25 protein-coding genes and 1 pseudogene are annotated in these 22,703 nt (G+C 72.8%); 19 read left to right on the forward strand and 7 right to left on the reverse strand.

Translation table 11 applies throughout. The features are described from left to right. Positions 1-109: 109 nt before the first annotated feature. From IE185_RS17075 to ligD, 3 genes and pseudogenes are all read left to right on the forward strand, one after another. Positions 110-1,462: an NAD(P)/FAD-dependent oxidoreductase gene (locus IE185_RS17075; RefSeq protein WP_229843557.1), complete on the forward strand. Its 1,353-nt coding sequence runs from the start codon at positions 110-112 to the stop codon at positions 1,460-1,462. 28 nt (positions 1,463-1,490) lie between these two features. Next, positions 1,491-3,356, forward strand: a complete 1,866-nt coding sequence (locus tag IE185_RS17080; RefSeq protein WP_138894831.1) for a transketolase — start codon at positions 1,491-1,493, stop codon at positions 3,354-3,356. A gap of 137 nt (positions 3,357-3,493) precedes the next feature. After that, positions 3,494-4,261 (forward strand): annotated as a pseudogene (gene ligD / locus IE185_RS17085) (non-homologous end-joining DNA ligase); the annotation flags it as partial. Here ligD and IE185_RS17090 read toward each other — a convergent pair. Beyond that, complete coding sequence (locus IE185_RS17090; RefSeq protein ID WP_229843558.1) at positions 4,177-5,154, reverse strand: MFS transporter; 978 nt, start codon at positions 5,152-5,154, stop codon at positions 4,177-4,179. The pseudogene ligD and the gene IE185_RS17090 sit on opposite strands and share 85 nt — an antisense overlap. Before the next feature lie 91 nt (positions 5,155-5,245). On the opposite strand from IE185_RS17090, the gene IE185_RS17095 reads away from it, so the two are divergent. From IE185_RS17095 to IE185_RS17130, 8 genes are read left to right on the forward strand one after another with little or no spacing between them, the layout of a single operon-like run. Beyond that, complete coding sequence (locus IE185_RS17095; RefSeq protein WP_167518855.1) at positions 5,246-5,617, forward strand: gas vesicle protein GvpO; 372 nt, start codon at positions 5,246-5,248, stop codon at positions 5,615-5,617. Positions 5,618-5,646: 29 nt separating this feature from the next. Continuing rightward, complete coding sequence (locus tag IE185_RS17100) at positions 5,647-6,078, forward strand: gas vesicle structural protein GvpA (protein ID WP_138894828.1); 432 nt, start codon at positions 5,647-5,649, stop codon at positions 6,076-6,078. Then, complete coding sequence (locus IE185_RS17105) at positions 6,075-6,791, forward strand: GvpL/GvpF family gas vesicle protein (RefSeq protein ID WP_138894827.1); 717 nt, start codon at positions 6,075-6,077, stop codon at positions 6,789-6,791. The genes IE185_RS17100 and IE185_RS17105 overlap by 4 nt, the downstream gene beginning before the upstream one ends. Positions 6,792-6,797: 6 nt before the next feature. Further along, positions 6,798-7,034 (forward strand): gas vesicle protein GvpG, encoded by a 237-nt coding sequence (locus IE185_RS17110; RefSeq protein WP_138894826.1) that lies wholly within the window; start codon positions 6,798-6,800, stop codon positions 7,032-7,034. A 40-nt stretch (positions 7,035-7,074) separates the two neighbouring features. Beyond that, on the forward strand, positions 7,075-7,416 hold the full coding sequence (locus IE185_RS17115) for a gas vesicle protein (RefSeq protein WP_138894825.1): 342 nt from the start codon (positions 7,075-7,077) through the stop codon (positions 7,414-7,416). Then, positions 7,413-8,228 (forward strand): GvpL/GvpF family gas vesicle protein, encoded by an 816-nt coding sequence (locus tag IE185_RS17120; protein WP_138894824.1) that lies wholly within the window; start codon positions 7,413-7,415, stop codon positions 8,226-8,228. Before IE185_RS17115 ends, IE185_RS17120 begins: the two co-directional genes overlap by 4 nt. Then, the gene (locus IE185_RS17125) at positions 8,225-8,440 is read left to right on the forward strand and encodes a gas vesicle protein (protein WP_138894823.1); all 216 of its coding nucleotides are present in this window, start codon (positions 8,225-8,227) and stop codon (positions 8,438-8,440) included. The genes IE185_RS17120 and IE185_RS17125 overlap by 4 nt, the downstream gene beginning before the upstream one ends. Beyond that, entirely contained in the window at positions 8,437-8,736 is a 300-nt protein-coding gene (locus tag IE185_RS17130) for a gas vesicle protein K (RefSeq protein ID WP_138894822.1), read from the forward strand. The genes IE185_RS17125 and IE185_RS17130 overlap by 4 nt, the downstream gene beginning before the upstream one ends. A gap of 74 nt (positions 8,737-8,810) precedes the next feature. Here the strand turns inward: IE185_RS17130 and IE185_RS17135 are convergent, their stop codons facing one another. Continuing rightward, complete coding sequence (locus IE185_RS17135) at positions 8,811-8,981, reverse strand: hydrophobic protein (RefSeq protein WP_138894821.1); 171 nt, start codon at positions 8,979-8,981, stop codon at positions 8,811-8,813. A gap of 69 nt (positions 8,982-9,050) precedes the next feature. Between IE185_RS17135 and IE185_RS17140 the strand changes: the two genes are divergently transcribed. Then, a complete protein-coding gene (locus tag IE185_RS17140) occupies positions 9,051-10,031 on the forward strand; it encodes a cation diffusion facilitator family transporter (RefSeq protein WP_138894820.1) in 981 nt (326 codons plus the stop codon). Here the strand turns inward: IE185_RS17140 and IE185_RS17145 are convergent. Next, entirely contained in the window at positions 10,003-11,523 is a 1,521-nt protein-coding gene (locus IE185_RS17145; protein WP_138894819.1) for a bifunctional phosphatase PAP2/diacylglycerol kinase family protein, read from the reverse strand. The two genes, IE185_RS17140 and IE185_RS17145, sit on opposite strands and share 29 nt — an antisense overlap. A gap of 216 nt (positions 11,524-11,739) precedes the next feature. Between IE185_RS17145 and IE185_RS17150 the strand changes: the two genes are divergently transcribed. Further along, on the forward strand, positions 11,740-12,339 hold the full coding sequence (locus IE185_RS17150) for a TIGR03086 family metal-binding protein (protein WP_138894818.1): 600 nt from the start codon (positions 11,740-11,742) through the stop codon (positions 12,337-12,339). Between the two features lie 63 nt (positions 12,340-12,402). On the opposite strand, the gene IE185_RS17155 is transcribed toward IE185_RS17150, so the two are convergent. Both IE185_RS17155 and IE185_RS17160 read right to left on the reverse strand, forming a co-directional pair. Next, on the reverse strand, positions 12,403-12,948 hold the full coding sequence (locus IE185_RS17155) for a type 1 glutamine amidotransferase domain-containing protein (protein WP_138894835.1): 546 nt from the start codon (positions 12,946-12,948) through the stop codon (positions 12,403-12,405). A 58-nt stretch (positions 12,949-13,006) separates the two neighbouring features. Continuing rightward, positions 13,007-13,444, reverse strand: a complete 438-nt coding sequence (locus tag IE185_RS17160; protein ID WP_138894817.1) for a CBS domain-containing protein — start codon at positions 13,442-13,444, stop codon at positions 13,007-13,009. A 362-nt stretch (positions 13,445-13,806) separates the two neighbouring features. Here IE185_RS17160 and IE185_RS17165 point away from each other — a divergent pair, with 362 nt between their 5' ends. After that, entirely contained in the window at positions 13,807-13,968 is a 162-nt protein-coding gene (locus tag IE185_RS17165) for a hypothetical protein (RefSeq protein WP_167518854.1), read from the forward strand. A gap of 39 nt (positions 13,969-14,007) precedes the next feature. Here IE185_RS17165 and IE185_RS17170 read toward each other — a convergent pair whose 3' ends face one another. Beyond that, entirely contained in the window at positions 14,008-15,813 is a 1,806-nt protein-coding gene (locus IE185_RS17170; RefSeq protein WP_138894816.1) for a thiamine pyrophosphate-requiring protein, read from the reverse strand. A gap of 265 nt (positions 15,814-16,078) precedes the next feature. Between IE185_RS17170 and IE185_RS17175 the strand changes: the two genes are divergently transcribed. Further along, positions 16,079-16,873, forward strand: coding sequence for an RNA polymerase sigma factor SigF (locus IE185_RS17175; RefSeq protein ID WP_138894815.1), 795 nt, complete (start codon positions 16,079-16,081; stop codon positions 16,871-16,873). Here IE185_RS17175 and IE185_RS17180 read toward each other — a convergent pair. Beyond that, positions 16,821-18,050: a PAS domain-containing protein gene (locus IE185_RS17180; RefSeq protein WP_138894814.1), complete on the reverse strand. Its 1,230-nt coding sequence runs from the start codon at positions 18,048-18,050 to the stop codon at positions 16,821-16,823. The genes IE185_RS17175 and IE185_RS17180 overlap by 53 nt on opposite strands. A gap of 75 nt (positions 18,051-18,125) precedes the next feature. Between IE185_RS17180 and IE185_RS17185 the strand changes: the two genes are divergently transcribed. From IE185_RS17185 to IE185_RS17200, 4 genes are all read left to right on the forward strand, one after another. Beyond that, entirely contained in the window at positions 18,126-18,842 is a 717-nt protein-coding gene (locus tag IE185_RS17185; protein WP_138894813.1) for an ANTAR domain-containing response regulator, read from the forward strand. Positions 18,843-18,884: 42 nt separating this feature from the next. Continuing rightward, positions 18,885-20,123 (forward strand): sulfite oxidase, encoded by a 1,239-nt coding sequence (locus tag IE185_RS17190; protein ID WP_189715442.1) that lies wholly within the window; start codon positions 18,885-18,887, stop codon positions 20,121-20,123. A gap of 261 nt (positions 20,124-20,384) precedes the next feature. Beyond that, positions 20,385-21,602: an aminotransferase class I/II-fold pyridoxal phosphate-dependent enzyme gene (locus tag IE185_RS17195; protein ID WP_189715444.1), complete on the forward strand. Its 1,218-nt coding sequence runs from the start codon at positions 20,385-20,387 to the stop codon at positions 21,600-21,602. Positions 21,603-21,639: 37 nt separating this feature from the next. Next, positions 21,640-22,686 (forward strand): MBL fold metallo-hydrolase, encoded by a 1,047-nt coding sequence (locus IE185_RS17200; RefSeq protein ID WP_138899265.1) that lies wholly within the window; start codon positions 21,640-21,642, stop codon positions 22,684-22,686. The last annotated feature ends 17 nt before the right edge of the window (positions 22,687-22,703 follow it).

Below are 22,703 nucleotides of genomic sequence, written 5' to 3' on the forward strand. Positions count from 1 at the left end.
CCAGGGGACACGCGTCCGCGGGAAACACGGGCCGCCTGGTGTTTGCCCCTGGGTGGCGGGGGCACCGGGAAGGTCCACCGCACCCGCCCCGCCCCACGAGGTGAACGCAGTGATCCGAAACCGTCCCCGCATCGTCGTCGTCGGAGCGGGATTCGCCGGCCACCAGGCCGCGAAGACCCTCTCCCGGCAGCTCAGGGACAACGCCGAGATCGTCCTGCTCAACCCCACCGACTACTTCCTCTACCTCCCGCTCCTGCCACAGGTCGCCGCCGGCATCCTCGAACCGCGCCGGGTGACGGTCTCGCTGCCGGGGACGCTTCCGCGCGTACGGCTGGTCCTCGGCGAGGCGGACCGTGTCGACCTCGCGGCCCGCCGCGTGCACTACACCGGGCCCGAGGACGACAAGGGAGAGCTGGAGTACGACCGGCTCGTACTGGCCGTCGGCAGCGTCAACAAGCTGCTGCCCGTCCCCGGCGTCGCCGAGCACGCCCACGGCTTCCGCGGCCTGCCCGAAGCCCTCTACCTGCGCGATCACGTGACCCGGCAGATCGAACTGGCCGCCGCCACCGGCGACCCGGACGAGCGCGCCGCGCGCTGCACCTTCGTCGTCGTCGGCGCCGGATACACCGGCACCGAGGTCGCCGCCCAGGGCCAGATGTTCACCGACGCCCTCGTGCGCAAGCAACGTGCCTGGCGGCACGCCGGGCACAAGCCGCGCTGGCTGCTGCTGGACATCGCGCCGAGGGTCCTGCCCGAACTCGACCGGCGGCTGTCCCGGACGGCCGACACGGTACTGCGCGGGCGCGGAGTCGACGTACGGACCGGGACGTCCGTCAAGGAGGCCACCCACGAAGGGGTCCTGCTGGACGACGGGGAGTTCGTCGACACCAGGACCGTCGTCTGGTGTGTCGGCGTACGGCCCGATCCGCTCGTCTCGGAGGTCGGTCTGCCCGTCGAGCGCGGGCGGCTGCTCGTCGAGCCGACCCTCAACGTGCCCGGCCACCCGGAGGTCTTCGCCTGCGGCGACGCGGCGGCTGTGCCCGACCTCACCCGGCCGGGGGAGTTCACCCCGATGACCGCTCAGCACGCCGCCCGGCAGGGAAAGCTGGCCGGCCGCAACGTCGCCGCCTCCCTCGGGTACGGGGAGCAGCAGCGGTACAAGCACAACGACCTCGGGTTCGTCGTGGACCTCGGCGGGGTCAAGGCCGCGGCCAACCCGCTCGGTGTGCCCCTGTCCGGCCCGGTCGCGGGCGCGGTCACCCGCGGATACCACCTCGCCGCCATGCCGGGGAACCGGATCCGCGTCGCCGCCGACTGGCTGCTCGACGCCGTCCTGCCGCGCCAGGCCGTGCAGCTGGGCCTGGTCCGGTCCTGGTCGGTGCCCCTCGACACGGCGTCACCGGAACTGGCCAGGGTCCCCGGCGGGCGCGGCCGGGCGGAGCAGAGTGAACCCGGCGGGTGACCGCCAGGGAGCGACCACAGGGAGCGACATGGACAGGGAACAGCTCAGTGAGCTCGGGCAGCAGCTCAGGGTGGACGCGGTACGGGCCGCCGACGCCGCGCAGTCGGGCCATCCGACGTCGTCGATGTCGGCGGCCGACCTCGCGGCGGTGCTCCTCGGCGGCCACCTGCGCTACGACTTCGACCAGCCCGGCCATCCGGGCAACGACCGGCTGATCCTCTCGAAGGGCCACGCCTCCCCGCTGCTGTACGCGATGTACCGGGCGGCCGGCGTCATCGACGACGAGGAACTCCTGACCTACCGGCGGCGCGGCAGCCGCCTCGAAGGACACCCGACGCCCAGGCTCCCGTGGGTGGACGTGGCGACGGGGTCGCTCGGGCAGGGCCTGCCGGTCGGGGTCGGTGTGGCGCTGGCGGGCAAGCGGCTGGACCGGGCTCCGTACCGCGTCTGGGTGCTCAGCGGCGACAGCGAGATGGCCGAGGGGTCGGTGTGGGAGGCCGCCGAGCACGCCGCACACGAACACCTCGACAACCTCACCCTGGTCATCGACGTCAACCGGCTCGGCCAGCGCGGTCCCACCCGCCACGAGTGGGACCTGGGAGCGTACAGCCGCCGGCTGCACGCGTTCGGCTGGCACACCATCGAGGTCGACGGCCACGACGTCGAGGCCGTCAACACCGCCTTCGACGAGGCGCGGTCGACGACCGGCCGGCCCACCGCCGTCATCGCCCGCACCCGCAAGGGGCGCGGCGTGGCGGCGGTGGAGGACAAGGAAGGCATGCACGGCAAGCCGCTGAAGGACGCCGAAAGCGCGATCCAGGAGCTCGGCGGGCCGCGGTTCGTCCAGGTGGAGGTGGCGAAGCCGGCCGCCGTGCGGGCGTCCGACCTGCTGACCGCACGCCCCGGCGAACTGAGGCTGCCGCGTTACGAGAAGGGCGGCGACGAGGTCGCCACACGCAACGCCTACGGCGAGGCGCTCGCCGCGCTCGGGTCCGCGCGCGGCGACGTCGTGGCCCTCGACGGCGAGGTGAGCGACTCGACCCGGTCGCAGTTCTTCGCCAAGGAGCACCCCGACCGGTTCTTCGAGTGCTACATCGCGGAACAGCAACTGGTCGCGGCGGCCGTCGGGATGCAGACCCGCGGGTACGTCCCGTACGCCTCGTCCTTCGCGGCGTTCCTCTCCCGCGCGCACGACTTCGTGCGCATGGCGGCGGTCAGCCGGGCGGGCATCAACCTGGCGGGCTCGCACGCCGGAGTCGCCATCGGTGAGGACGGCCCGTCCCAGATGGGCCTCGAAGACCTCGCGCTGTTCCGCGCCGTGCACGGCAGCACCGTCCTGTACCCCTGCGACGCCAACCAGACCGCCAGGCTCGTCGCCGCGATGGCGGAGGGTGACGCGCGCAGCCGGGGCGTGCGCTACCTGCGCACCAGCCGCAGTGCCATGCCGGTCATCTACGGACCCGACGAGGAGTTCCCCGTCGGCGGCAGCAAGCTGCTGCGCTCCGGCGACGACGACGTGCTGACGCTGATCGCCGCCGGGGTGACGGTCCATGAGGCCCTGCGCGCCGCCGACCTCCTCGCGCGGGACGGCGTGCCGGTCCGGGTCGTCGACCTGTACTCGGTCAAGCCCGTCGACGAGCCGGCGGTTCAGGAGGCGGCCGAACGCACCGGCTGCCTGGTGACGGTGGAGGACCACCACCCCGAGGGCGGCCTGGGCGACGCGGTCGCCGAGGTGTTCTCCGACGGCCGCCCGGCGCCGAGGCTGGTGCGTCTGGCCGTGGGGAACATGCCGGGTTCGGCCACCGGGCAGGAGCAGCTCGGCGCCGCGGGGATCGACGCCGACTCGATCGTGGCCGCCGTACAGCTCCTGGCCGAGAAGGTGCTCGTACGGTGAGAGCGCGGCGGGGTGTGGGGGCCGGGGTGCCCTGAACATCCCGCCACCCTCCCCGCGCCGCGCGGGCCCGCCGGGAGCGGGCCCGCGCTCGTGCGACCGCGTGCGCACGACGCCGGAGCGAGCCCAGGAGAGGGACGATGAGCGACACCACCACCATCAGGGCCGGACGCCGCACGGTGACCGTCCACCGCCCCGGGAAGGTCCTCTTCCCCGACTGCGGCCTCACCAAGGCCGACCTCGCCGACTACTACCGGCGGGTGGCGGCGTTCATGGTGCCCCAGCTGCGCGACCGGCCCCTGATGCTGGAACGCCGGCCCGACGGCACCGGCGGACCGCGCTTCATGCAGAAGGAGACGCCGGAGCACTACCCGGACTGGGTGCGCCGGGTCCGGGTCGCCAAGGAGGGCGGCACGGTCACGCACACCGTGTGCGACAACAGCGCCACCCTCGTCTTCCTGGCCGACCAGGCGTGCCTGACCCTCCACCGGTGGCTCTCCCGGGCCGACCGCGTCGAGTGGCCCGACCGGCTGGTCTTCGACCTGGACCCGGCGGGGGACGACTTCCCGGCCGTACGGGAGGCGGCGTACCGGCTCGGTGAACTCCTCGACCAGCTGCGGCTGCCGTCCACGCTCATGACCACCGGTTCCAAGGGCCTCCACGTGATCGTGCCCCTCGACGGGAACACCACGTTCGACGACTCCCGCGCCTTCGCCAGGGACGTCGCCGAGACGCTGGCCGAGCGGCGTCCCGACGAGCTGACGACGGCCGTACGCAAGGAGGCCCGCGGCGGCCGGCTCTTCCTGGACGTCGGACGCAACGCCTACGCGCAGACCGCCGTCGCCCCCTGGTCGCTCCGCCCGGGGGACGGCGCGCCGGTCGCCGCTCCGATTTCCTGGGAGCAGCTCGACGACAAGGAACTCACCTCGCGCACCTGGGCGTTGACCGACCCCGACGGCGTACTGGAGCAGGCCCGCGCGAACCCCTGGTCGGGCGTGACGTCCAGGGGCCGCGCGCTCGGCCCGGCGCGCCGGCGGCTGCGCGCCCTGCGCTGAAGCGCGGCGGGGCAGACGCACATCGCGCGCGTCTCCAGCGGAAAGATCTCGCTCACCGTCAGGTACGCCGAACTCGCCCCGGCCGAGGCGAAGAAGAGCACCGCGCACCAGCACGCGGTGAGCGTCACGGCGGACAGCGAGCCCTGCTGGAAGAGGTACGCCGTACCGAACAGCAGCAGACCGGACACGGTGTACGTACCGGCGATCATGGGCGCGCGGCCGACACTGTCGAAGAAGTGGCCGAGGACCAGGGGGCCGAGCAGGTTGCCGACCGCGATCACCGCGAAGTAGTACGCCGTCGAGCCGACCGGCACGTCGAAGAACTCGGTCAGGATGACGGCGTAACCGAAGGTGATCGAGTTGTAGAGGAACGCCTGGCCGATGAAGAGCGACAGGCCGAGCGCCGTGGCCGCCGTCGCCGCGAGATGGACCGCCAGCGTGATCATGAACAGCTTCTTGCGGCCGTAGAGGTCGGTGAGCCGGCCGAAAAAGAGCGCACCCACGCATGCTCCGGCGACATACAGGGCAGCAGCCCACGTGGTCACCTGAGCGGTGGTGATGTCGATGCCGCTGCCTTCTTCGGCGAGGCGGCCCACGATGTTGCCGACGATGGTCACTTCGAGACCGTCGAGGACCCACACCGTGCCCAGGCCGATGACGATCCGCCAGTGCCACGGTGACCACGGGAGGCGGTCGAGCCTCGCCGGAATGCGGGTGCGAATCACCCCGGTGTCCGTTGATGTCATCACACGCGGGTACCCGGACAGAAATGAACACAGCTCGGACGCCGCGGAGTTTGGGCCCGGAGTCACGGGATACACGATGACGGAGGCTGCAATGGCAAATACATCCGGTACTTCCGGACAGTCTGATACGTCCAATGCATCCGACAACGAAGAGAACACCAAAGAGAGTTCACAGAGCACGTCACCCAACAAGACGGAACGCCTGCCGGGCCCGATGGAGGTGCTGCGCGGAGCGCGGGCACAACTGGCGGAGCTCACCGGCATGGAGGCCGAGTCGGTCTCGTCCTTCGAACGCACGGAGGACGACGGCTGGGTGTTGCGGGTCGAGGTCCTCGAACTGGCCAGGGTCCCCGACACCATGAGCCTCCTCGCGTCGTACGAAGTCACGCTCGACGCGCACGGAGCGCTCACCGGCTACCGGCGCGTCAGCCGCTACGAGCGCGGCAGGGCGGACCGTTCATAGACACCCGACATTAAGGAGGGCTGGTCGGCATGACCGTAGTACCGGCACAGCAAGGTGGAGGCGGCGGCGGTACCAGCGGCCTCTACGACGTCCTGGAGCTCGTCCTCGACCGGGGACTCGTGATCGACGCGTTCGTCCGTGTCTCCCTGGTCGGCATCGAGATCCTCAAGATCGACATCCGCGTCGTGGTGGCCAGCGTCGACACGTACCTGCGCTTCGCCGAAGCCTGCAACCGCCTCGATCTGGAAACCGGCGCCAACAAGAGCCCCGGTCTCCCGGAGATCGTGGGCGACGTCACCGAGTCCGGCGCGAGGGGCAAGTCCAAGGGGGCGCTGTCCGGCGCCGCCGAGACCCTCTCGGGCGCCTTCCAGCAGGTGCGCGGCGGTGACGACGAGAAGGCCGAGTCGAAGACGAGCAGCCGGCGCAGCAGCACGTCCCGCCGGAAGGAGGAGCAGGAGTGAGTACGTACGTCTACGGGATCGCCCGCGGAAACCACCCCGAACTGCCCGAGCCGACCAACGGGGTCGGCGAGCCGCCGATGCCCGTACGGGCCCTGCGGACCGGCGAACTGACCGCCCTGGTCAGTGACGCGCCCGAGGACCTCAGGCCCAAGCGCCGCGACCTGCTGGCGCACCAGACCGTGCTGGCGGAGGCCGGCGCGGTGGGCTCGGTGCTGCCGATGCGCTTCGGCAGCCTGTCGACCGACGACGAGTCGGTGCGCACGGTGCTCGCCGAGCGCGAGAAGCACTACCTGGAGCGGCTCGACGCGCTCGACCACAAGGTCGAGTACAACGTGAAGGCCTCGCACGACGAGGAGGCCGTCCTGCACCAGGTACTGGCCGACGACCCCGAACTGCGTGCCCTCAACGAGGCCAACCGCGCCGCCGGCGGCGGCACGTACGAGCAGAAGCTGCGGCTCGGCGAGCGCGTCGTGCAGGCGGTGCAGCAGCGCGAGAAGCGCGACGGCGAACTGGTGCGCCAGGCCCTGGAGGGGGCGGCGGGAGACACCAGCCCCGGCCCCGACAGCAGCGGCTGGCTGGCGAACATCTCGTTCCTCGTCGACCGCGACAGCACGGCGGACTTCGTCGAGGCCGTGGACGCCCTGCGCAAGGAACACCCCCACCTCGTGCTCCAGGTGAACGGCCCGCTGCCTCCTTACAGCTTCGTGGAGTGACGCCGCATGGGCCTCCTGGGAGAGCTGCTCCTGCTGCCCCTGGCCCCTGTCCGCGGCACCTCCTGGGTGCTGCGGCAGGTGGTCACGGAGGCGGAGCGCCAGTACTACGATCCGTCGGCCATCCAGCGTGAACTCTCCGCCCTGGAGCGGCAGCTCGATGCCGGAGAGATCGACGAGGCCGAATTCGACCGCCGTGAGGACGAACTCCTCGACCGGCTGGAGAAGAGGAACCCGGCACCATGACATACCGTGAGCGCGCGGCCGGCGAAGGCCGGGTCCGCCGATGACGACGCCCAACAGACTTCCCGACCCGTACGGCTCCCAGGGCGGCGGCGCGAATCTCGCCGACATTCTGGAGCGCGTGCTGGACAAGGGCGTCGTCATCGCGGGAGACATCAAGATCAATCTCCTGGACATCGAACTCCTCACCATCAAACTGCGTCTCATCGTCGCCTCCGTCGACAAGGCGAAGGAAATGGGCATCGACTGGTGGGAGGACGACCCGTCGCTCTCCTCTGGCGCCCGGCGACGTGAACTCGCCGAGGAGAACGAGCGGTTGCAGCGCCGCATCGCCGACCTGGAGGCGGCGCCGGCCCGCGTGGAACGCAAGGACGACGAGGCATGAACGAACTGCGGTACGTGTACGCGGTGACCCGCCCCTTCGACGGCGTACTCCCCGAGGGCGTGCGCGGCCTCGGCGGTGAGCCGCCCCGGCTGCTGGACCACGGCGACCTGGTCGCCGTGGTCGGCGCGGTGCCGGCCGAGGACTTCGCCGAGGCGCCGCTCAAGAAGCGCCTGGAGGACCTCGACTGGCTCACCGCCACCGCCCGCGCCCACGAGGCGGTCATCGGTGCCATGACCACCGTGACCTGCACGGTGCCACTGCGCCTCGCCACCGTGTGCGTCGACGACAGCGGCGTACGCAGGCTGCTCGACGCGGGCCACGACCGCTTCGTGACGACGCTGGAGCGGCTGGAGGGGCGCGTCGAGTGGGGCGTCAAGGTGTACGCCGACCCCCAGCCGGACCCGGCGGAGTCGCGCCCCGGGCCGGCCGCGCCCGCCGAGCCCTCCGCCGCGCCCGCCTCCGGCCGCGACTACCTGCGCCGGCGCCTCAGCAGCCGCCAGGCCCGCGAAGGGGTGTGGGAGCGCGCCGAGGCCCTGTCGCGCACGCTCCACGCGGAACTCTCGCAGCGCGCCCAGGCCGCCGCCCTGCACCGCCCGCAGGACTCCCGGCTCTCCGAGGCGCGCGGGCAGAACGTACTCAACGCGGCCTACCTGGTGCCGCGCGAGAGCAGCCAGGAGTTCGTCGCGGAGGTCGGCCGGCTGACGCCGCAGGACCGGGGCGTACGGGTGGAACTGACGGGCCCCTGGGCCCCGTACTCCTTCGCGGGACAGGCCGGACAGGCCGGGCCGGACGAGGCGGGGGCGAGCCGATGACGGCGCAGCCCACCGACGCCGGCCCCCTCGCCCAGCGCCAGCTCGCCCTTGTCGACCTCCTGGACCGGCTGCTCGCCGGCGGGGTCGTGATCACGGGCGACCTCACCCTGCGCATCGCCGACGTCGACCTCGTACGGGTCGACCTCAACGCCCTCATCAGCTCCGTCAATGTCGACGTGCCGTCCCCGTTCGAGGAGGAGGAGTCCCTGTGACCGCCGAGACCACCGAAGGGCGCCGCCGTGTCGAGCTGGACGCCGACACCGTCGAACGCGACCTCGTCAAGCTCGTCCTGACCGTCGTGGAGCTGCTGCGCCAGCTGATGGAACGCCAGGCGCTGCGCCGGGTGGAGATCGGCGACCTCAGCGAGGAGCAGGAGGAGCGGATCGGCATGACGCTGATGCTCCTGGAGGACCGCATGGACGTCCTGCGCACCCGGTTCGGGCTCGAACCCGAGGACCTCAACATCGACCTGGGACCTCTGGGACCGCTGCTGCCCAGGGGCGAATAGGAACGCCGGAGAAACACCACGGAACGGAAAGGGGCGGCGGCCCGAAGGCCGCCGCCCCGATCATCTCGATTTCCCTACCAGCGGTACCAACGCGACCTGCCTCCCGAGGGCGACGTGCTGCGGACCAGGAATCCGAGAAGCCAGATGACCAGGACCGCGAGGGCGATGTACCAGAGCACCTTCACCGCGAAACCGGCACCGAAGAGAATCAGTGCGAGAAGAAGAACCAGAAGAACCGGAACCATTTCTGTGCACCTCCTGAGCTCCGAGTGCCCTTGTCTCCTCCTCATACACCGCGCACACGGAGAGCCCACGTGACCGAGAAGTCCGACCGCAAGACCCGCAACACCGTCCTGGTGGCTCTCGCCGCCAACCTCGTCATCGCCGTCGCGAAAACAGTCGGCGGGCTGGTGTCCGGTTCGCCCGCGCTGCTCTCCGAGGCCGCGCACTCCGTGGCGGACAGCGTCAACGAGGTCTTCCTGCTCGCCGCCCTGCGCCGCAGCCGCCGCCCGGCCGACCGGAAACACCCCTTCGGATACGGCAAGGAGCGCTACTTCTGGTCCCTGCTCGCCGCCGTCGGCATCTTCGTCATGGGCGGCTGCTTCTCCGTCTTCCAGGGCTTCGAGGCGTTGGGCGCGGCGAGCGGCCAGGAGTCGCACACCGGTTACGTCGCCGGGCTCGCCGTCCTCGGTGTCGCCCTGCTCGCCGAGGGCACGTCCCTCGCCCGCGCCCTCTACCAGGCCCACCGTCAGCCGGGCGCCGGCATCGGCGACGACCCGGCGCTGCGCACGGTCGTCGCCGAGGACGGCACGGCCGTGGTAGGTGTGCTCCTCGCCGCCGCCGGCATGGCACTTCACCTGGTGACCGGGGACGCGGTCTACGAGGCCGTCGCGTCCTTCTCCATCGGCCTGCTGCTCGGGTACGTCGCCTTCCGGCTCGGCCGGGAAGCCCGGGCCCAGCTCATCGGCGAGGCCGCTGCCCCCGAACTGCGGGACGACATCCGCCGGCTCGTCGAGGCGCAGCCCGAGATCGACAACGTCGCCGAACTGCTGACCATGCAGATGGGGCTCGACTCGCTCCTGGTGGCCGCCCGCGTCGACCTGGTGCCGGGACTGGACAGCGAGGAGGTGGAGCTCGCCTGCGTACGCATCAAGAAGTCCGTGAAAAAGACCTGGCCGCAGGCCGACCAGGTCTTCCTCGACGTGACCGAGGCTCCCTCCGACGCCGAGGACTCGGGTGGAGCCCCGGCCGGAGCCGCGGCGGCCGCTACTGCGGAAGCGGACGGTAGACGGTGAGGGCCTCGTGCGCCTTGTCGATGACGAACTCCTCGGGCGCCGGGGCTACTTCACCGTCGTACGCGAGCAGGGTGCCCGGCGCCAGGCCCGAGATCCACACCCGGCGCAGCCGCTGCGCGGCGTGCACGGGGGAGCGGCTCAGCGGCCCGGCCAGGGCCGCCGCCAGCAGCCGCAGGCCCGGCAGCCGCCCGCCGTGCACCACGCGCACGTCGAGCAGCCCGTCGGCCAGGTCCAGGCGGCGGCCGGGGGTCGGGCCGAGGCGCTGATACATGCCGTTCCCGGCGAACAGCATCCACAGTGCGCGCCGGCGCCCCTTGTGCTCCCCGATGGTGGCCTCCAGAGGCCGCTCGCCGCGCAGCACCTCCGCCGCCGCCAGGATGCCGGCGGGCCAGCCGCCGATGCGCGGCCCCCAGTGCTCCCTGATCCGGACCAGCTCGGGATAGACGCCCAGGCTGAAGGTGTTGAGGAAGTGCCCCGGTTCGCCGTCGGGGCCGGGCCCCGGTGTGAACCGGCCCAGGTCGACCTTGACCGCGTCGCCGGACTCCAGGGCCCGGCAGGTGTCCTGGACCTCCTCGATGCCCAGGTCGTACGCGAAGTGGTTCAGCGTGCCGCCGGGGAAAACGGCGAGCGGCACCCCGCGGCCGGCGGCGACGACCGCGGCCCGGTTCACCGTGCCGTCCCCACCGCAGACCCCGATCGCCCGGCCCTGCTGCGCCGCCTTCTCCAGTTCGGCCGACAGGGCGTCGGGTTCGCACTCGACGACCTCGGCGCGCGGCAGCGCGTCGCGCACCAGCGCCGCCTTCGCGGCGGCCGAGCCCGACCGCTTGTTGACGACGACGATCAGGTCCTGGCCGCCGGGGAGCGCCGGCGCTTCGGTGTACGGCCGGCCGGGCGCCGGGATCTGCGCCCGCGTCGGTACGAGCCCGCGCACCGCGAACGCCGCCCCGACGCCCAGGGCCGCGCCCACCAGTACGTCGCTGGGGTAGTGCGCGCCCGTGTAGATGCGGGAGAAGGCCACCGACGCCGCCACCGGCGCGACGACCGCCCCCCACCCCTTGGACTCCAGCGCGACGCCCGTCGCGAAGGCCGCGGCGGAGGCGGAGTGCCCGGACGGGAAGGAGGTGGTGATGGGCTGGCGCTTGAGCCGGCGGATCAGCGGCACGGAGTCCAGGACGGGCCTGACCCGGCGCACCGAGCGCTTCCCCACGGTGTTGACCGCGAGGGAGGCCAGCGCGAGGGAGGCGAGACCGCGCACGGCGGCCCGGCGGGCGCGGGTGCTGCCGCCGACGGCCGCTATCCCGGCGGCCGTGCCGAACCACAGCACGCCGTGGTTCGCCCCGTGGCTGAGGCGGGGCAGGACGCGGTCCGCGCCCGGCCAGTGATGGGTCGCCACGCCGTGAAACAGCGCCCGGTCCCGGGCGCTCAGCCAGGAGGCGATCCGTCCCGACGGCCGGGGCGGGATGTGCGCGTGTGCGGAATACGCAGAAGACATGGCACGCGAGTACCCGGCCCGCGCCCTTCCGAATCAACGCCCCCCCGGGCATCCGTCCACGCCGCCGCCCCGGACCCGTGTGCACGACCGGGGCGGCGGCGTGGACGGATGCCCGGGGGGCCGGGGCGTTCGTACAGTGGGGTGAGGAATGGAAGGTCCGTTTCCCCCTCCGGGATGTCTGACGGGACGTGCACGGCGAGTACCCGAAGGTGAACCATGAACACCACCGATTCGAACCCGCTCCTCAGCCGCCACAGCGACGCCCTCGCCCTCTTCGGCGGCCATGTGCACGCCGTGCGCGAGGACCAGTGGCAGGCGTCGACCCCCTGCACCGACTGGTCGGTGCGCGATCTCGTCAACCATCTGACCGTGGAACAGCTGTGGGTGCCCCCGCTGGTCACCGAGCGACGCGCCATCGACGAGGGCGCCGACGGCGGCTTCGGCTTCGACCCCGAGGGCGACGTGCTGGGAGACGACCCGGTGGCGGCCTGGGACCGGGCGGCGACCGCCGCCCGCGAGGCGTTCGCGGCGCCGGGGGCGCTGGACCGGACGGTGCACCTGTCGTACGGCGAGACCCCGTGCGCGGCCTACTGCGCCCAGATGGTGGTCGACCTGGTCGTGCACGCGTGGGACCTGGCGCGGGGCATCGGCGCCGACGAGCGGCTGCCGGCCGACCTGGTGGACTTCGCGGTGCGCGAAGTGGGCCCCTACTCCGCCGAACTGGAGAAGAGCGGCCTGTTCGCCGCGCCGGTGGAACCGTCCCCGGGCGCCGACGTGCAGACCAAGCTGCTTGCTCTGCTGGGCCGCCGCGTCTGACGGCGGGCCGGATCGCCCCCGGCCCCGGCCCCCCACGGGCCCGGGCCGAGGGCGAAGGCTCGGTCAGGCCTTGGCGGCCCGTGCGAACTCCTCGGTGAAGGCGGTGCAGAACGCCTTCAGGTCGTCCGGCCTGCGACTGGTGATCAGCGTGGCGGGCGTCGCCTCGCACACCTTGACCTGCTCGTCGACCCAGGTGCCGCCCGCGTTGCGGATGTCCGTACGCAGACTCGGCCACGAGGTCAGCGTCCTGCCGCGCAGCACGTCCGCCTCGACGAGCGTCCAGGGACCGTGACAGATGGACGCGACCGGCTTGCCCGCGTCGAAGAAGGCGCGCACGAACGCCACGGCCTTCTCGTCCATCCGCAGGAAGTCCGGGTTGGCGACACCGCCCGGCAGCACCAGGCCGCCGTACTCCTCCACCGAGGCGTCGCCGACCACCTGGTCGACGGGAAAGGTGTCCGCCTTGTCGAGGTGGTGGAACGCCTGGACGCTGCCCGGCTTCGTGGAGACCAGCCGGGGCGTGTCGCCCGTATCGGTCACCGCCTGCCAGGGGTCGGTGAGTTCGACCTGCTCGACACCCTCGGGCGCCACGAGAAACGCGATCCGCATCATGCTCCCTTCCTGGAACGTGTGGTTCTGCCGGTGTGTCCGCTCCCCGCCGGGCGGCTCAGAAGCCGGTCTCGGGACCGGGGGTGGGCGCGGACCTGCTGATGTCGGCGAGCGCCGACCGCGGGTCCTGGAACTCCGCGAGGTCGCCGATGCTCACCACGCCGAGCGGACGGCCGTCCTCGACGACGGGTAGCCGCCTGATGGCGTGCTGCCGCATCAGGGTCACGGCCGTCGACACCTCGTCGTCCGGCCCGACGCACACCGGCGCCGGCGTGCACACGGACTGGGCGTTGACCGTGAGGGGATCGAAGCCGTCCGCGACCGCGCGCAGGGCGATGTCCCGGTCGGTGAGCACACCGATCAGCTGGTTGTCCCGCGCCACCAGCACATCACCGACGTCCTGCGCGCGCATCAGCTGCGCCGCCTCCACGAGCGAGGCGTCGGGCCGTACGGCCGCGACCCCCGCCGTCATGACTTCCCTCACGAACCGGGCCATGGCTGTCCGCCTCATCTCTTCGCTCGCTGTCGGCTACCGGCGCGGGTACCCGTGGCGCGAGCGGCAAACATCCGCCGAACCCACCGTCGGGCCCATCCGCCGATTCCCCTCCGGCCCCGCGTTTGAGCCCCGGCGCACGGGGGACCCGGTGCGCGGCCGAGCGGCCACTTGGGAAGAGGGACGGCCTCCGGGCGCGTTCCCGCACCGCTTCGAACGGCGGCGGCGCGGGACGCGCCCGGAGTTCTGCCGCGCCCCGGGGTCCGGCCCGGGTCCCGCTCACCCGGAAGTCTCACTTCCACGGGTTTGCCCGTCGCCGTCCTGGTGACCCGGCCCCCAGGCCGTCCCTCAGGAAGGACAGGGCCATGGTGGGCTTAGCCGTGCTGATCCCGGTACTCGTGCCGGTGTTCATGCTGGGCGTGATCATCGCGCTCGGCCGCTACGAGGAATTCATACTGCCCGCGCGGGCCAAGAGGGCGCGCCACCGCCGCACGGGCCCGGCGGCGAACCCGTCCGGCGGTGACTGAGCGCACCGGGCCGGGGGGCTGGCCCCGGCCCGGTGGACGTCAGTCGTCCGCGCCCGGCCGGGGGCTCCCCGGCAGGAACTCCTGGAGCTTCGACTTCAGCCCCTGCTTCATCACCGCCGCCCCGTCGGCGTCCCCCTTCAGCAGCGCCGACGCCGTCGCCTCGATCTGCTCCCACGTCGCGTGCGGCGGGATCGGCGGCACCGACGGATCGGTGACGAAGTCCAGCACCACCGGGCCGTCCGCCTCCAGCGCGGCCCGCCACGCGCCCTCGACCTCCTCCGGCTTCTCGACCCGGATCCCGGTGAGGCCGATCGACTCGGCGAACGCCGCGTACGACACGTCGGGGAGCGACTGCGACGGCAGGAACGACGGCGCGCCGCCCATCGCCCGCAGCTCCCACGTGACCTGGTTCAGGTCCCGGTTGTTGTAGACGGCGACCACCAGCCGCGGGTCGTCCCACAGGTGCCGGTACTTCGCGACCGAGATCAGCTCCGCCATGCCGTTCATCTGCATCGCGCCGTCGCCGACGAGCGCGATCGCGGGACGGTTCGGGTGCGCGAACTTCGCCCCGATCGCGTACGGCACACCGCACCCCATCGTCGCCAGCGTCCCCGACAACGACGCCCGCATGTCGCCGCGCAGGCGCACATGGCGCGCGAACCAGTTGGTGGCCGACCCCGAGTCGGCCGTCACCATCGCGTGGTCCGGAAGCAGCGGCGACAGGGCCGCCGCCACGTGTTCCGGGTTGACCGGGTCGGCGGACAGGGCGGCCCGCCGCTCCATGATCTCCGTCCACCGCTCGACGCCCGCGCAGATCTCGTCGAACCAGTCCCGCGCCTCGTTGCGCCGCAGCAGCGGGATCAGCTCGCGCAGGGTCGCCCGCGCGTCGCCGACCAGGTTCACCTCGTACGGGTAGCGCATCCCGATCATGTGCGGATCGATGTCGATCTGCACCGCGCGGGCCTTGCCGAACTCCGGGAGGAACTGGGAGTACGGGAAGCTGGAGCCGATCGTCAGCAGCGTGTCGCAGTCCCGCATCATCTCGTACGACGGACGGGTGCCCAGCAGCCCGATGGAGCCCGTGACGTACGGCAGCTCGTCGGACAGCACGTCCTTGCCCAGCAGCGCCTTCGCGACGCCCGCGCCCAGCAGCTCCGCGACCTCCGCGACCTCGGCCCGCGCCCCAGCGGCGCCCTGACCGGCCAGGATCGCCACCTTGTCGCCGGCGTTGAGCACGTCGGCCGCCCGCCGCAGCGCGTCCGGCGACGGCATCGCGGTCCAGCTGCTGCGGTCCAGGCTGGAGGGGACCATCTTGAAGGCGTGCGGCGGCGGCGTGTACTCCAGCTCCTGCACGTCCGCCGGCACGATGACCGCCGTCGGACAGCGCCGGGCGTACGCCGTGCGGATCGCCCGGTCCAGGACGTTCGGCAGCTGCTCCGGCACGGTCACCGTCTCGACGAAGTCGGAGGCCACGTCCTTGAACAGCGTGTGCAGGTCGACCTCCTGCTGGTACGAGCCGCCCATGGCGCTGCGCGCGGTCTGCCCGACGATGGCCACCACCGGCACATGATCGAGCTTGGCGTCGTACAGGCCGTTCAGGAGATGGATCGCGCCGGGCCCCGACGTCGCGACGCACACGCCGAGCCGGTTGCCGAACTTGGCGTACCCGACCGCCTCGAACGCGGACATCTCCTCGTGGCGGGACTGGATGAAGCGGGGCTGGTCGTCGGCGCGCCCCCAGGCCGCCAGCAGGCCGTTGATGCCGTCACCCGGATAGCCGAAGACGCACTCGACTCCCCACTCGCGCAGGCGCGACAGGATCCGGTCGGCAACGTCGGTGCTCATACGAAGGGCCTCCTACGGGACGGTGCGGGTGGAAAGAGCAGCACTCTGCCGAGTACCAGGCACACGCGAAGGGAAACCGGCCCGTCGCGAAACCCGACCCGTTTGCCCTTCCGAAGCGGGGGCACGTGCTCCATGTGCTTCGGACCGGAGGCACGTCCGTGGGAGCGGCAGTCAAGCGCTCCGGGCGTGTCACGTCCGGAGGTCGAGACTCCCCCCGCGGTGACACCCGTCCGCCGTCTGCACCGTTCAGGGAGTTGCAACGAAGATGCGTACCACCTCAGCCCGCAGGACGCACCCGCACCACGATGCCCCCGACACCTCCGAGGACTTCCGCCGTCTGTGCGCCATGCCCGAGGGCGAGGAACGGGACGCCCTGCGCCAGGAGATCGTGAACGCCTGGCTGCCGATGGCCGACCGGCTCGCGAGCCGGTTCCGCAACCGCGGCGAGGCCATCGAGGACCTGCGCCAGGTGGCCGCACTCGGCCTGGTCAAGGCGGTGGACCGGTACGATCCGGACCACGGCTCGGCCTTCGAGAGCTACGCCGTGCCGACGATCACCGGCGAGATCAAGCGCCACTTCCGCGACCACATGTGGACCCTCCACGTGCCGCGCCGCGTCCAGGACCTGCGCAACCGCGTCCGCGCCGCCAGCCAGGAGCTGTCCGCGACCGTGTCGGGCCCCGCCCCCACCGTCGCGGAGATCGCCGAGAAGGCCGGCATGACCGAGGAGGAGGCCCTCACGGGTCTCGAGGCGCTCGACTCCTTCACGGCGCTGTCCCTCGACGCCCAGCTGCCCGGTACGGGCGACGGGTACTCGCTCAGCGACGCGCTGGGCGGCCCCGACGGCGCCCTCGACGTCATCGTCGACCGCGAGGCCGTCAAGCCGGCCCTGAACAGGCTCCCGGAGCGCGAGAAGAAGATCCTCTACATGCGCTTCTTCCGCGACATGACGCAGAGCAGCATCGCCGAGGACCTCGGACTCTCCCAGATGCACGTCTCCCGGCTGATCAGCCGCTGCTGCACCCGTCTGCGCGACGAGGCCCTGCGGGACGCCGCATAGCGAGCGCCGCATGGCGGGACATCAGGTCCATGACCTGGCCCTCCGCCATGGAGAACGCCCGCCTGGCACCCGTACGGAACAGGGTGAGCACCCCCTGCACGGGCCCCGTGGACCCGGCTCCGCCACCGTCGGCCCCCGGCGCCGTCAGCGGCACGCACAGCAGCGAGGTGACGTCCGCCCGTACGAGCACCGGATCGCCCGCCGGGTCGTGACCGAAGCCGTCCGTGTCCTCCGGCCGCACCTGGAGGGTCGCGGAGCCGCCCCGGGCGGCCTCCACCACCAGCGGACAGCCGGACGGCTCCTGCCCGGCCAGCACCTGCGCGAGGGCCTCGTCGCCCGGTCCGCCCGGTCCGAGCACGAGAGTGCGCTTGATCTGCCCGCCGGCCACGAGATCGGCGACCACCCAGTTGGCGAAACGTTCGTGCAGCACCCGTGCGGCACCCTCCAGGGCGGCCTCGGGGTCCCCGGGCGGGGCGGACAGCAGCTCGGTCGTCATCGCGTCGACGAGGTCCAGGCGCTCCGCGTACCGGGTCGTCTCCCGCAGATCGGGCAGCGCGGTGCGCCGACGGCCCGTCGCGACCGCCCCCGTCGACGGATACGCGCCGGCCGAGCCCCCGGAGACCCCGTTCTGGAAGACGACCAGCACCGCCGGATGCGTCTCGTCCGGCGGGCGCAGCGCGGTCAGGGTGGCCAGCAGCCGCTCGTCGGGCCGCTGCTGGAGATGGACGGCCAGACTCCGGTCGCCCTCGCCGCGCGCCACGGCGGCGGCCTGCGAACGGAACGCGGCCCGGTCCCCGGGGCTCAGCAGCGCCGCCAGCGGGCGCCCCGTCGCGTACCCGGCCCGTACGCCGGTGAGCCCTGTCGCGGCGAAGTTCATCCGCCGTACGACGGTCTCCCTGTCCACCAGCGCGACGGGTACCGGAAGCCGCTGGAACAGGGCCTTGAGCAGCTGCCGCTCCTGCCGCTCCTGCCGGTCGGGGGACGGGGCGTTCGGGGCGACGGCCTTCAGTTGCTCGTAACGGGGCCACAAGGTGTCCGCCGCGTGCCGCAGTTCGAAGAGAGCCGCGTCCAGGACGGCGAGGTGCTCGTCGGGCGGCAGGGCGCGCGCGGCCCTCAACTCTCCGACCCGTCTGACGAAATCTGCCAGCTCCGCGCCGAAGTCGTCCGTCTGCGTCATACGAGAAAGCTAACGGGTCCGGCGGTTTTGCGGACAGGGCGGTGGGAAGCCGCACAGAGAAGGGAGAACTCCACCATGCTGTCCGAGCTGTCCCAGCAGGAAGTCCAGGGGCCCGAACCCGACTCCTCGGTGCGTACGCTCTCCGAGCTGGCGGAACAGTCCGCGCGCTGCGCCCCCGCCAGCTGCGGCGCCGTGGCGACGATCGCCGACGGCGGCGCCGAACGGCGCACCACGGCGACCCACCCGGATCTGGCCACGCTCGCCTCCGTCCAGCTCGCCGTGGGGGACGGGCCGATCCCCACCGCGCTCGACCGCGGGGAGCCCGTGGACGCGCGGGACCTGCTGGTCGACGAGCGCTGGCCCGAGTACCGGGCCCTGGCGCTCGACTCCGGCGTACGGGCCAGCGTGACCCTCCCGTTCCGCCGCAACGGCATCGAGGTCACCGTCAGCCTCTACGGTTTCCGGCCCGGCTCCCTGGAGCGCGCGGCGTACGGCCCCGTCGGCGTCCTGGGCGAGCAGGTGACCGCCGGTCTCGTCCGTGACCGGCGCTACCGGGCGGCCCTCGCCGAGGTGGACCAGCTGGAGACGGCCCTGCACTCGCGCGCCGTCATCGACCAGGCCAGCGGGATCGTGATGCACGTCCTGCGGTGCGACAGCGCGCGGGCGTTCGCCGTGCTCCGGCAGATGTCCCAGCAGTCGAACCGCAAGCTGGCGGACGTCGCGGAGTCGGTCGTCGAGGGCAGGGGACATGGCCTGGAAAGCACTCTGGCCCGGCTCGCCCGGTGCCTTTAGGATCACCCCTCCTGTCCTCTCCGACGTGCGAGGAGTTCCGCGATGAGCGCTGCGACGGCGTCCGGACCCCATCCCTCCCGGCCCGGCGGGGTGGACCGCCGCGACCTGCTGAAACTGCTGGCCGTGACCCCGGTGGCTCCCGTGGCCGCGCAGTGGGCCGCCGCCGCACCGGCGGCGGCGGACCCGGCCGGGGCCCTTGCCGCGCCGGGCATCGCCAAGCCGCTGCCGCCCGAGCTGTTCACGATCCGCGGCACCAACGCCGAGACCGCCCCTGGCGCCTTCGCCGGGACCGGCGGACTCACCCCGGCCGACCGGTTCTTCGTACGCAACCACACCTCCACGCCCCGGCTCGGCGAGTCCGAGTGGCGGCTGACCGTGTGGGGCGACGGGCTGAGCGGCGGGCCGGTCCGGTTCACGTACGGACAGCTGCGCTCGATGCCCTCCGTCACCCGCACGGCCTTCCTGGAGTGCGCGGGCAACGGCCGCGACTACTACGCCACCCAGCAGGGCCAGTCCGTCACCGGCACCCCCTGGACGCTCGGCGCCATCGGCGTGGCGCGCTGGCGCGGGGTGCGGCTCGCCGACGTGCTGCGGCGCGCCGGCATCAGCGGGCAGGCGGTCGACGTGATGCCGCGCGGCCTGGACGACGCGTACGTCACCGGCGGCGTCAGCTTCGGCCGGCCGCGCAGGCCGCTGCCGGTCGCCAAGGCGATGGACGACGTCATCCTGGCGTACGAGATGAACGGCGAGCCCCTGCCGTACGACCACGGCTTCCCGGTGCGGGTCGTCGCGCCGGCCTGGGTCGGCATCGCGTCCATCAAGTGGCTCGGTGACATCGAGGTGAGCGCCACGCCGCTGTCCTCGCCGTGGACCACGCAGTCCTACCGGCTGTTCGGCGCGGCGTACCCGCCGGAGGGGAGCGCCCCGCTCACCCGCCAGACGATCAAGAGCATGTTCGAGTGCCCGCCGGGCGCGGTCTTCGCCCCGGGCAGGACCCACCACCTGACCGGCCGCTCCTGGTCGGCGGCGGCCGCCGTACGCACGGTGGAGGTCAGCACGGACGGGGGCGCGCACTGGCGGCGCGCGCGGCTGCGCGACACCCCGCACCGGGACACCTGGGTCCGCTGGTCGGCGGACTGGCGCCCGCGCCACGACGGGCCGGCCGTGCTGCTGGCCCGCGCGACGGACGCGCGGGGCAACACCCAGCCCCTGACCTCGGTGCACAACACCCAGGGCTACCTCTTCGACGCGGTCGTACGCCACCGGGTCACCGTGGGGTGAGCGCAGCCCCGGCGGCCGGCCCCCTGGCCCGGGCCTCCGCCGGAACAGGGGGCGGTCACAGGGGGCGGTGACAGGGGGGTGACGTGTGCATGCGCGTCGCTGTGCGGGGAAAGTGAGCCTTGGCCGGCGTGATCACGTCCGTCCGGGGCCGGCACCCGTCGGCCCGGCGCGGCGCCCATCGGCTCGGGTTCGCCCGCAAGCGCCGTACCGGAACCACCCGTATAACCGTATACAGGGCCAGATCGGCGTGGAGGTGACCGCATGCAGCGGACGGTCGAGGAAGGGCGCGGCCCCGTCCGGTACGGGCCGCCCGCCCCTGCTCCCGGCCTGCCCGTCCTGCCGGAGCTCTCCGCCGTCCTCGCCGCGGCTGCCGGGCGCACCCACGCCGAACCCCCCGGCGGCGGGCCCGCCCTGCGCGGGGCGGCCGCCGCCTACTGGTGGCGGCGGGGACTGCAGACCGAGGCGCGCAGCGTCGCGGCCGCATCCGGCGCGCAGCCGCTGCTGTTCGCGCTGATGGCCGCCGTCGGGGGCGACGTCCTCCTGCCGCGGCCCTGCCCCGCCTGGTGGGTTCCGCAGGCCACGATGCTCGGCCGGGCCGCGTACCACGTGCCCACGCCGGCCGAGTGCGGCGGCGTGACCGACCCGTTCGCGCTCCTTGAGACCGTACGACGGGTCCGTGACGAGGGCGGCGACCCGCGCCTGCTGCTGCTCAGCGTCCCCGACGACCCGACCGCCACCGTCGCCCCGCCCGAAGTGGTGCACGAGGTCTGCGAGGCGGCGGTCTCCGAGGGACTGCACATCATCAGCGACGAGACGTGGCTCGACACGCTCCACCGGCCGCAGGAGACGGTGTTCGTCAGCCCCGCCGAGATGTTCCCCGGCCAGGTCACCGTGCTCGCCGACCTGGCGGGCGCGTACACCCCGGCGAGCTGGCCCGCCGCCGTGGCCCGCTGCCCCCTCACCGCGTACGGCGCCGCACTGCACGCCAGGACCCTCGACCTGCTGACCGCGATCGGCGCCGTCGTCGCGGGACCCGTCGCCGAGGCGGCGACGTACGCGCTCGGTGAACCCGAGCCGGTCGCCGTCAGGCTCAGGAGCGCCGCCGCGCTGCACGCGCGCGTGGCCGCCGCGGCGCACCGCGCGGTCCTCACCTCCGGCGCGCTCGCCCGCCCGCCCCAGGCCGGCCGCCACCTGTACGCCGACCTCGGCCCCCTGCGCGCCGGTCTCGCCGCCCGCCGGGTCACCGACTCCATGGACCTGGAGGACTACCTGAGCGAACGCCTCGGCGTCCCCGCTCCCGGGGGTCACCGGTTCGGCGACGAGATGGGCGGGCTGCGCGTGCGGATCGCCACCGCTCCGCTGCTCGGGGCAACCCCACAGGAGCGTCTGGAGTCCCTCTCGTCGGGACAGCCACTGGAACTGCCGCACGTGGCCGACGCGTTGAGCACCTTCACGACGGCCTTCGACGAACTTCGCTGACCCCCATCCGGCTTACGCCACGAACGGAGCCCCCTCGATGACCCAGACGCAGGCGCAGACCGAGCAGCAGACCGAGCGGCACCCCGCGCGCACCGGAGCCGGAACCGGCACGCTCGCTCCGCCCCGCCCCCTGGGCGAGATCCGCACCTGGCCCCGGTCGTTCGCCGACCGCCTCACCACCCCGCTGCCCGGCGTCAAGGCCTTCGCCAGACTCGCCCGCGAGGGCGCGTTCCGCCCCGGCCCCGAGGGCCTGCGCGACGTCGCCCTGGTGCCGTACGAGCCGGGCCCGCTGCCCGCCGCCGACGTCTCCACCGTCGCCGTCACCTGGGCCGGTCACGCCAGTTGGGTCGTCCGCATAGGCGGGCTCACGATCCTCACCGACCCCGTCTGGTCGCAGAAGATCCTCGGTACGCCCACCCGCGTCACGCCCGTCGGCGTCCGCTGGGAGGACCTGCCGCAGATCGACGCGGTGGTCATCAGCCACAACCACTACGACCACCTGGACGCCCCCACCCTCAAGCGGCTCCCGCACGACACGCCGCTCTTCGTCCCGGCCGGACTCGCCCGCTGGTGCCGGCGCCGCGGCTTCACCCGGGTCACCGAGCTCGACTGGTGGGAGGGTGCCGAACTCGGCGGTGTCCGCTTCGACTTCGTCCCCGCCCACCACTGGAGCAAGCGCTCCCTCACCGACACCTGCCGCTCCCTGTGGGGCGGTTGGGTGCTCAGCGAGGAGCGGGGAGAGGGCCGGCGGGTGTACTTCGCGGGCGACACCGGATACGGCCACTGGTTCAAGGAGATCGGCTCCCGCCACCCCGGCATCGACCTCGCGCTGCTGCCCGTCGGCGCGTACGACCCCCGCTGGTGGCTCAGCGACGTGCACGCCGACCCGGAAGAGGCCGTGCAGGCCTGCGAGGACCTCGGCGCGGAGCGCATGGCGCCGATGCACTGGGGGACGTTCGTCCTGTCCGCCGAGCCGGTACTGGAACCGCTGACCCGGGTGCGCGCGGCCTGGGAGGGGGCGGGCCGCGCCCGCGACGGGCTGTGGGACCTGCCGATCGGCGGCTCGCGCGTACTGGAGCCGTAACCCCCGCGCCGGGGCGG

The sequence above is a fragment of the Streptomyces chryseus genome, assembly GCF_014650755.1.
GTDB lineage: Bacteria > Actinomycetota > Actinomycetes > Streptomycetales > Streptomycetaceae > Streptomyces > Streptomyces chryseus.

Coding starts and splice junctions, on each gene's coding strand:
- IE185_RS17135 (WP_138894821.1), bottom strand. CDS start 8,981: ATGGTTCCGGTTCTTCTGGTTCTTCTTCTCGCACTGATTCTCTTCGGT.
- IE185_RS17155 (WP_138894835.1), bottom strand. CDS start 12,948: ATGCGGATCGCGTTTCTCGTGGCGCCCGAGGGTGTCGAGCAGGTCGAA.
- IE185_RS17175 (WP_138894815.1), top strand. CDS start 16,079: ATGCGTACCACCTCAGCCCGCAGGACGCACCCGCACCACGATGCCCCC.
- IE185_RS17125 (WP_138894823.1), top strand. CDS start 8,225: ATGACGGCGCAGCCCACCGACGCCGGCCCCCTCGCCCAGCGCCAGCTC.
- IE185_RS17120 (WP_138894824.1), top strand. CDS start 7,413: ATGAACGAACTGCGGTACGTGTACGCGGTGACCCGCCCCTTCGACGGC.
- IE185_RS17195 (WP_189715444.1), top strand. CDS start 20,385: ATGCAGCGGACGGTCGAGGAAGGGCGCGGCCCCGTCCGGTACGGGCCG.
- IE185_RS17185 (WP_138894813.1), top strand. CDS start 18,126: ATGCTGTCCGAGCTGTCCCAGCAGGAAGTCCAGGGGCCCGAACCCGAC.
- IE185_RS17150 (WP_138894818.1), top strand. CDS start 11,740: ATGAACACCACCGATTCGAACCCGCTCCTCAGCCGCCACAGCGACGCC.
- IE185_RS17200 (WP_138899265.1), top strand. CDS start 21,640: ATGACCCAGACGCAGGCGCAGACCGAGCAGCAGACCGAGCGGCACCCC.
- IE185_RS17180 (WP_138894814.1), bottom strand. CDS start 18,050: ATGACGCAGACGGACGACTTCGGCGCGGAGCTGGCAGATTTCGTCAGA.
- IE185_RS17160 (WP_138894817.1), bottom strand. CDS start 13,444: ATGGCCCGGTTCGTGAGGGAAGTCATGACGGCGGGGGTCGCGGCCGTA.
- IE185_RS17115 (WP_138894825.1), top strand. CDS start 7,075: ATGACGACGCCCAACAGACTTCCCGACCCGTACGGCTCCCAGGGCGGC.
- IE185_RS17170 (WP_138894816.1), bottom strand. CDS start 15,813: ATGAGCACCGACGTTGCCGACCGGATCCTGTCGCGCCTGCGCGAGTGG.
- IE185_RS17090 (WP_229843558.1), bottom strand. CDS start 5,154: ATGACATCAACGGACACCGGGGTGATTCGCACCCGCATTCCGGCGAGG.
- IE185_RS17165 (WP_167518854.1), top strand. CDS start 13,807: ATGGTGGGCTTAGCCGTGCTGATCCCGGTACTCGTGCCGGTGTTCATG.
- IE185_RS17095 (WP_167518855.1), top strand. CDS start 5,246: ATGGCAAATACATCCGGTACTTCCGGACAGTCTGATACGTCCAATGCA.
- IE185_RS17110 (WP_138894826.1), top strand. CDS start 6,798: ATGGGCCTCCTGGGAGAGCTGCTCCTGCTGCCCCTGGCCCCTGTCCGC.
- IE185_RS17080 (WP_138894831.1), top strand. CDS start 1,491: ATGGACAGGGAACAGCTCAGTGAGCTCGGGCAGCAGCTCAGGGTGGAC.
- IE185_RS17190 (WP_189715442.1), top strand. CDS start 18,885: ATGAGCGCTGCGACGGCGTCCGGACCCCATCCCTCCCGGCCCGGCGGG.
- IE185_RS17145 (WP_138894819.1), bottom strand. CDS start 11,523: ATGTCTTCTGCGTATTCCGCACACGCGCACATCCCGCCCCGGCCGTCG.
- IE185_RS17100 (WP_138894828.1), top strand. CDS start 5,647: ATGACCGTAGTACCGGCACAGCAAGGTGGAGGCGGCGGCGGTACCAGC.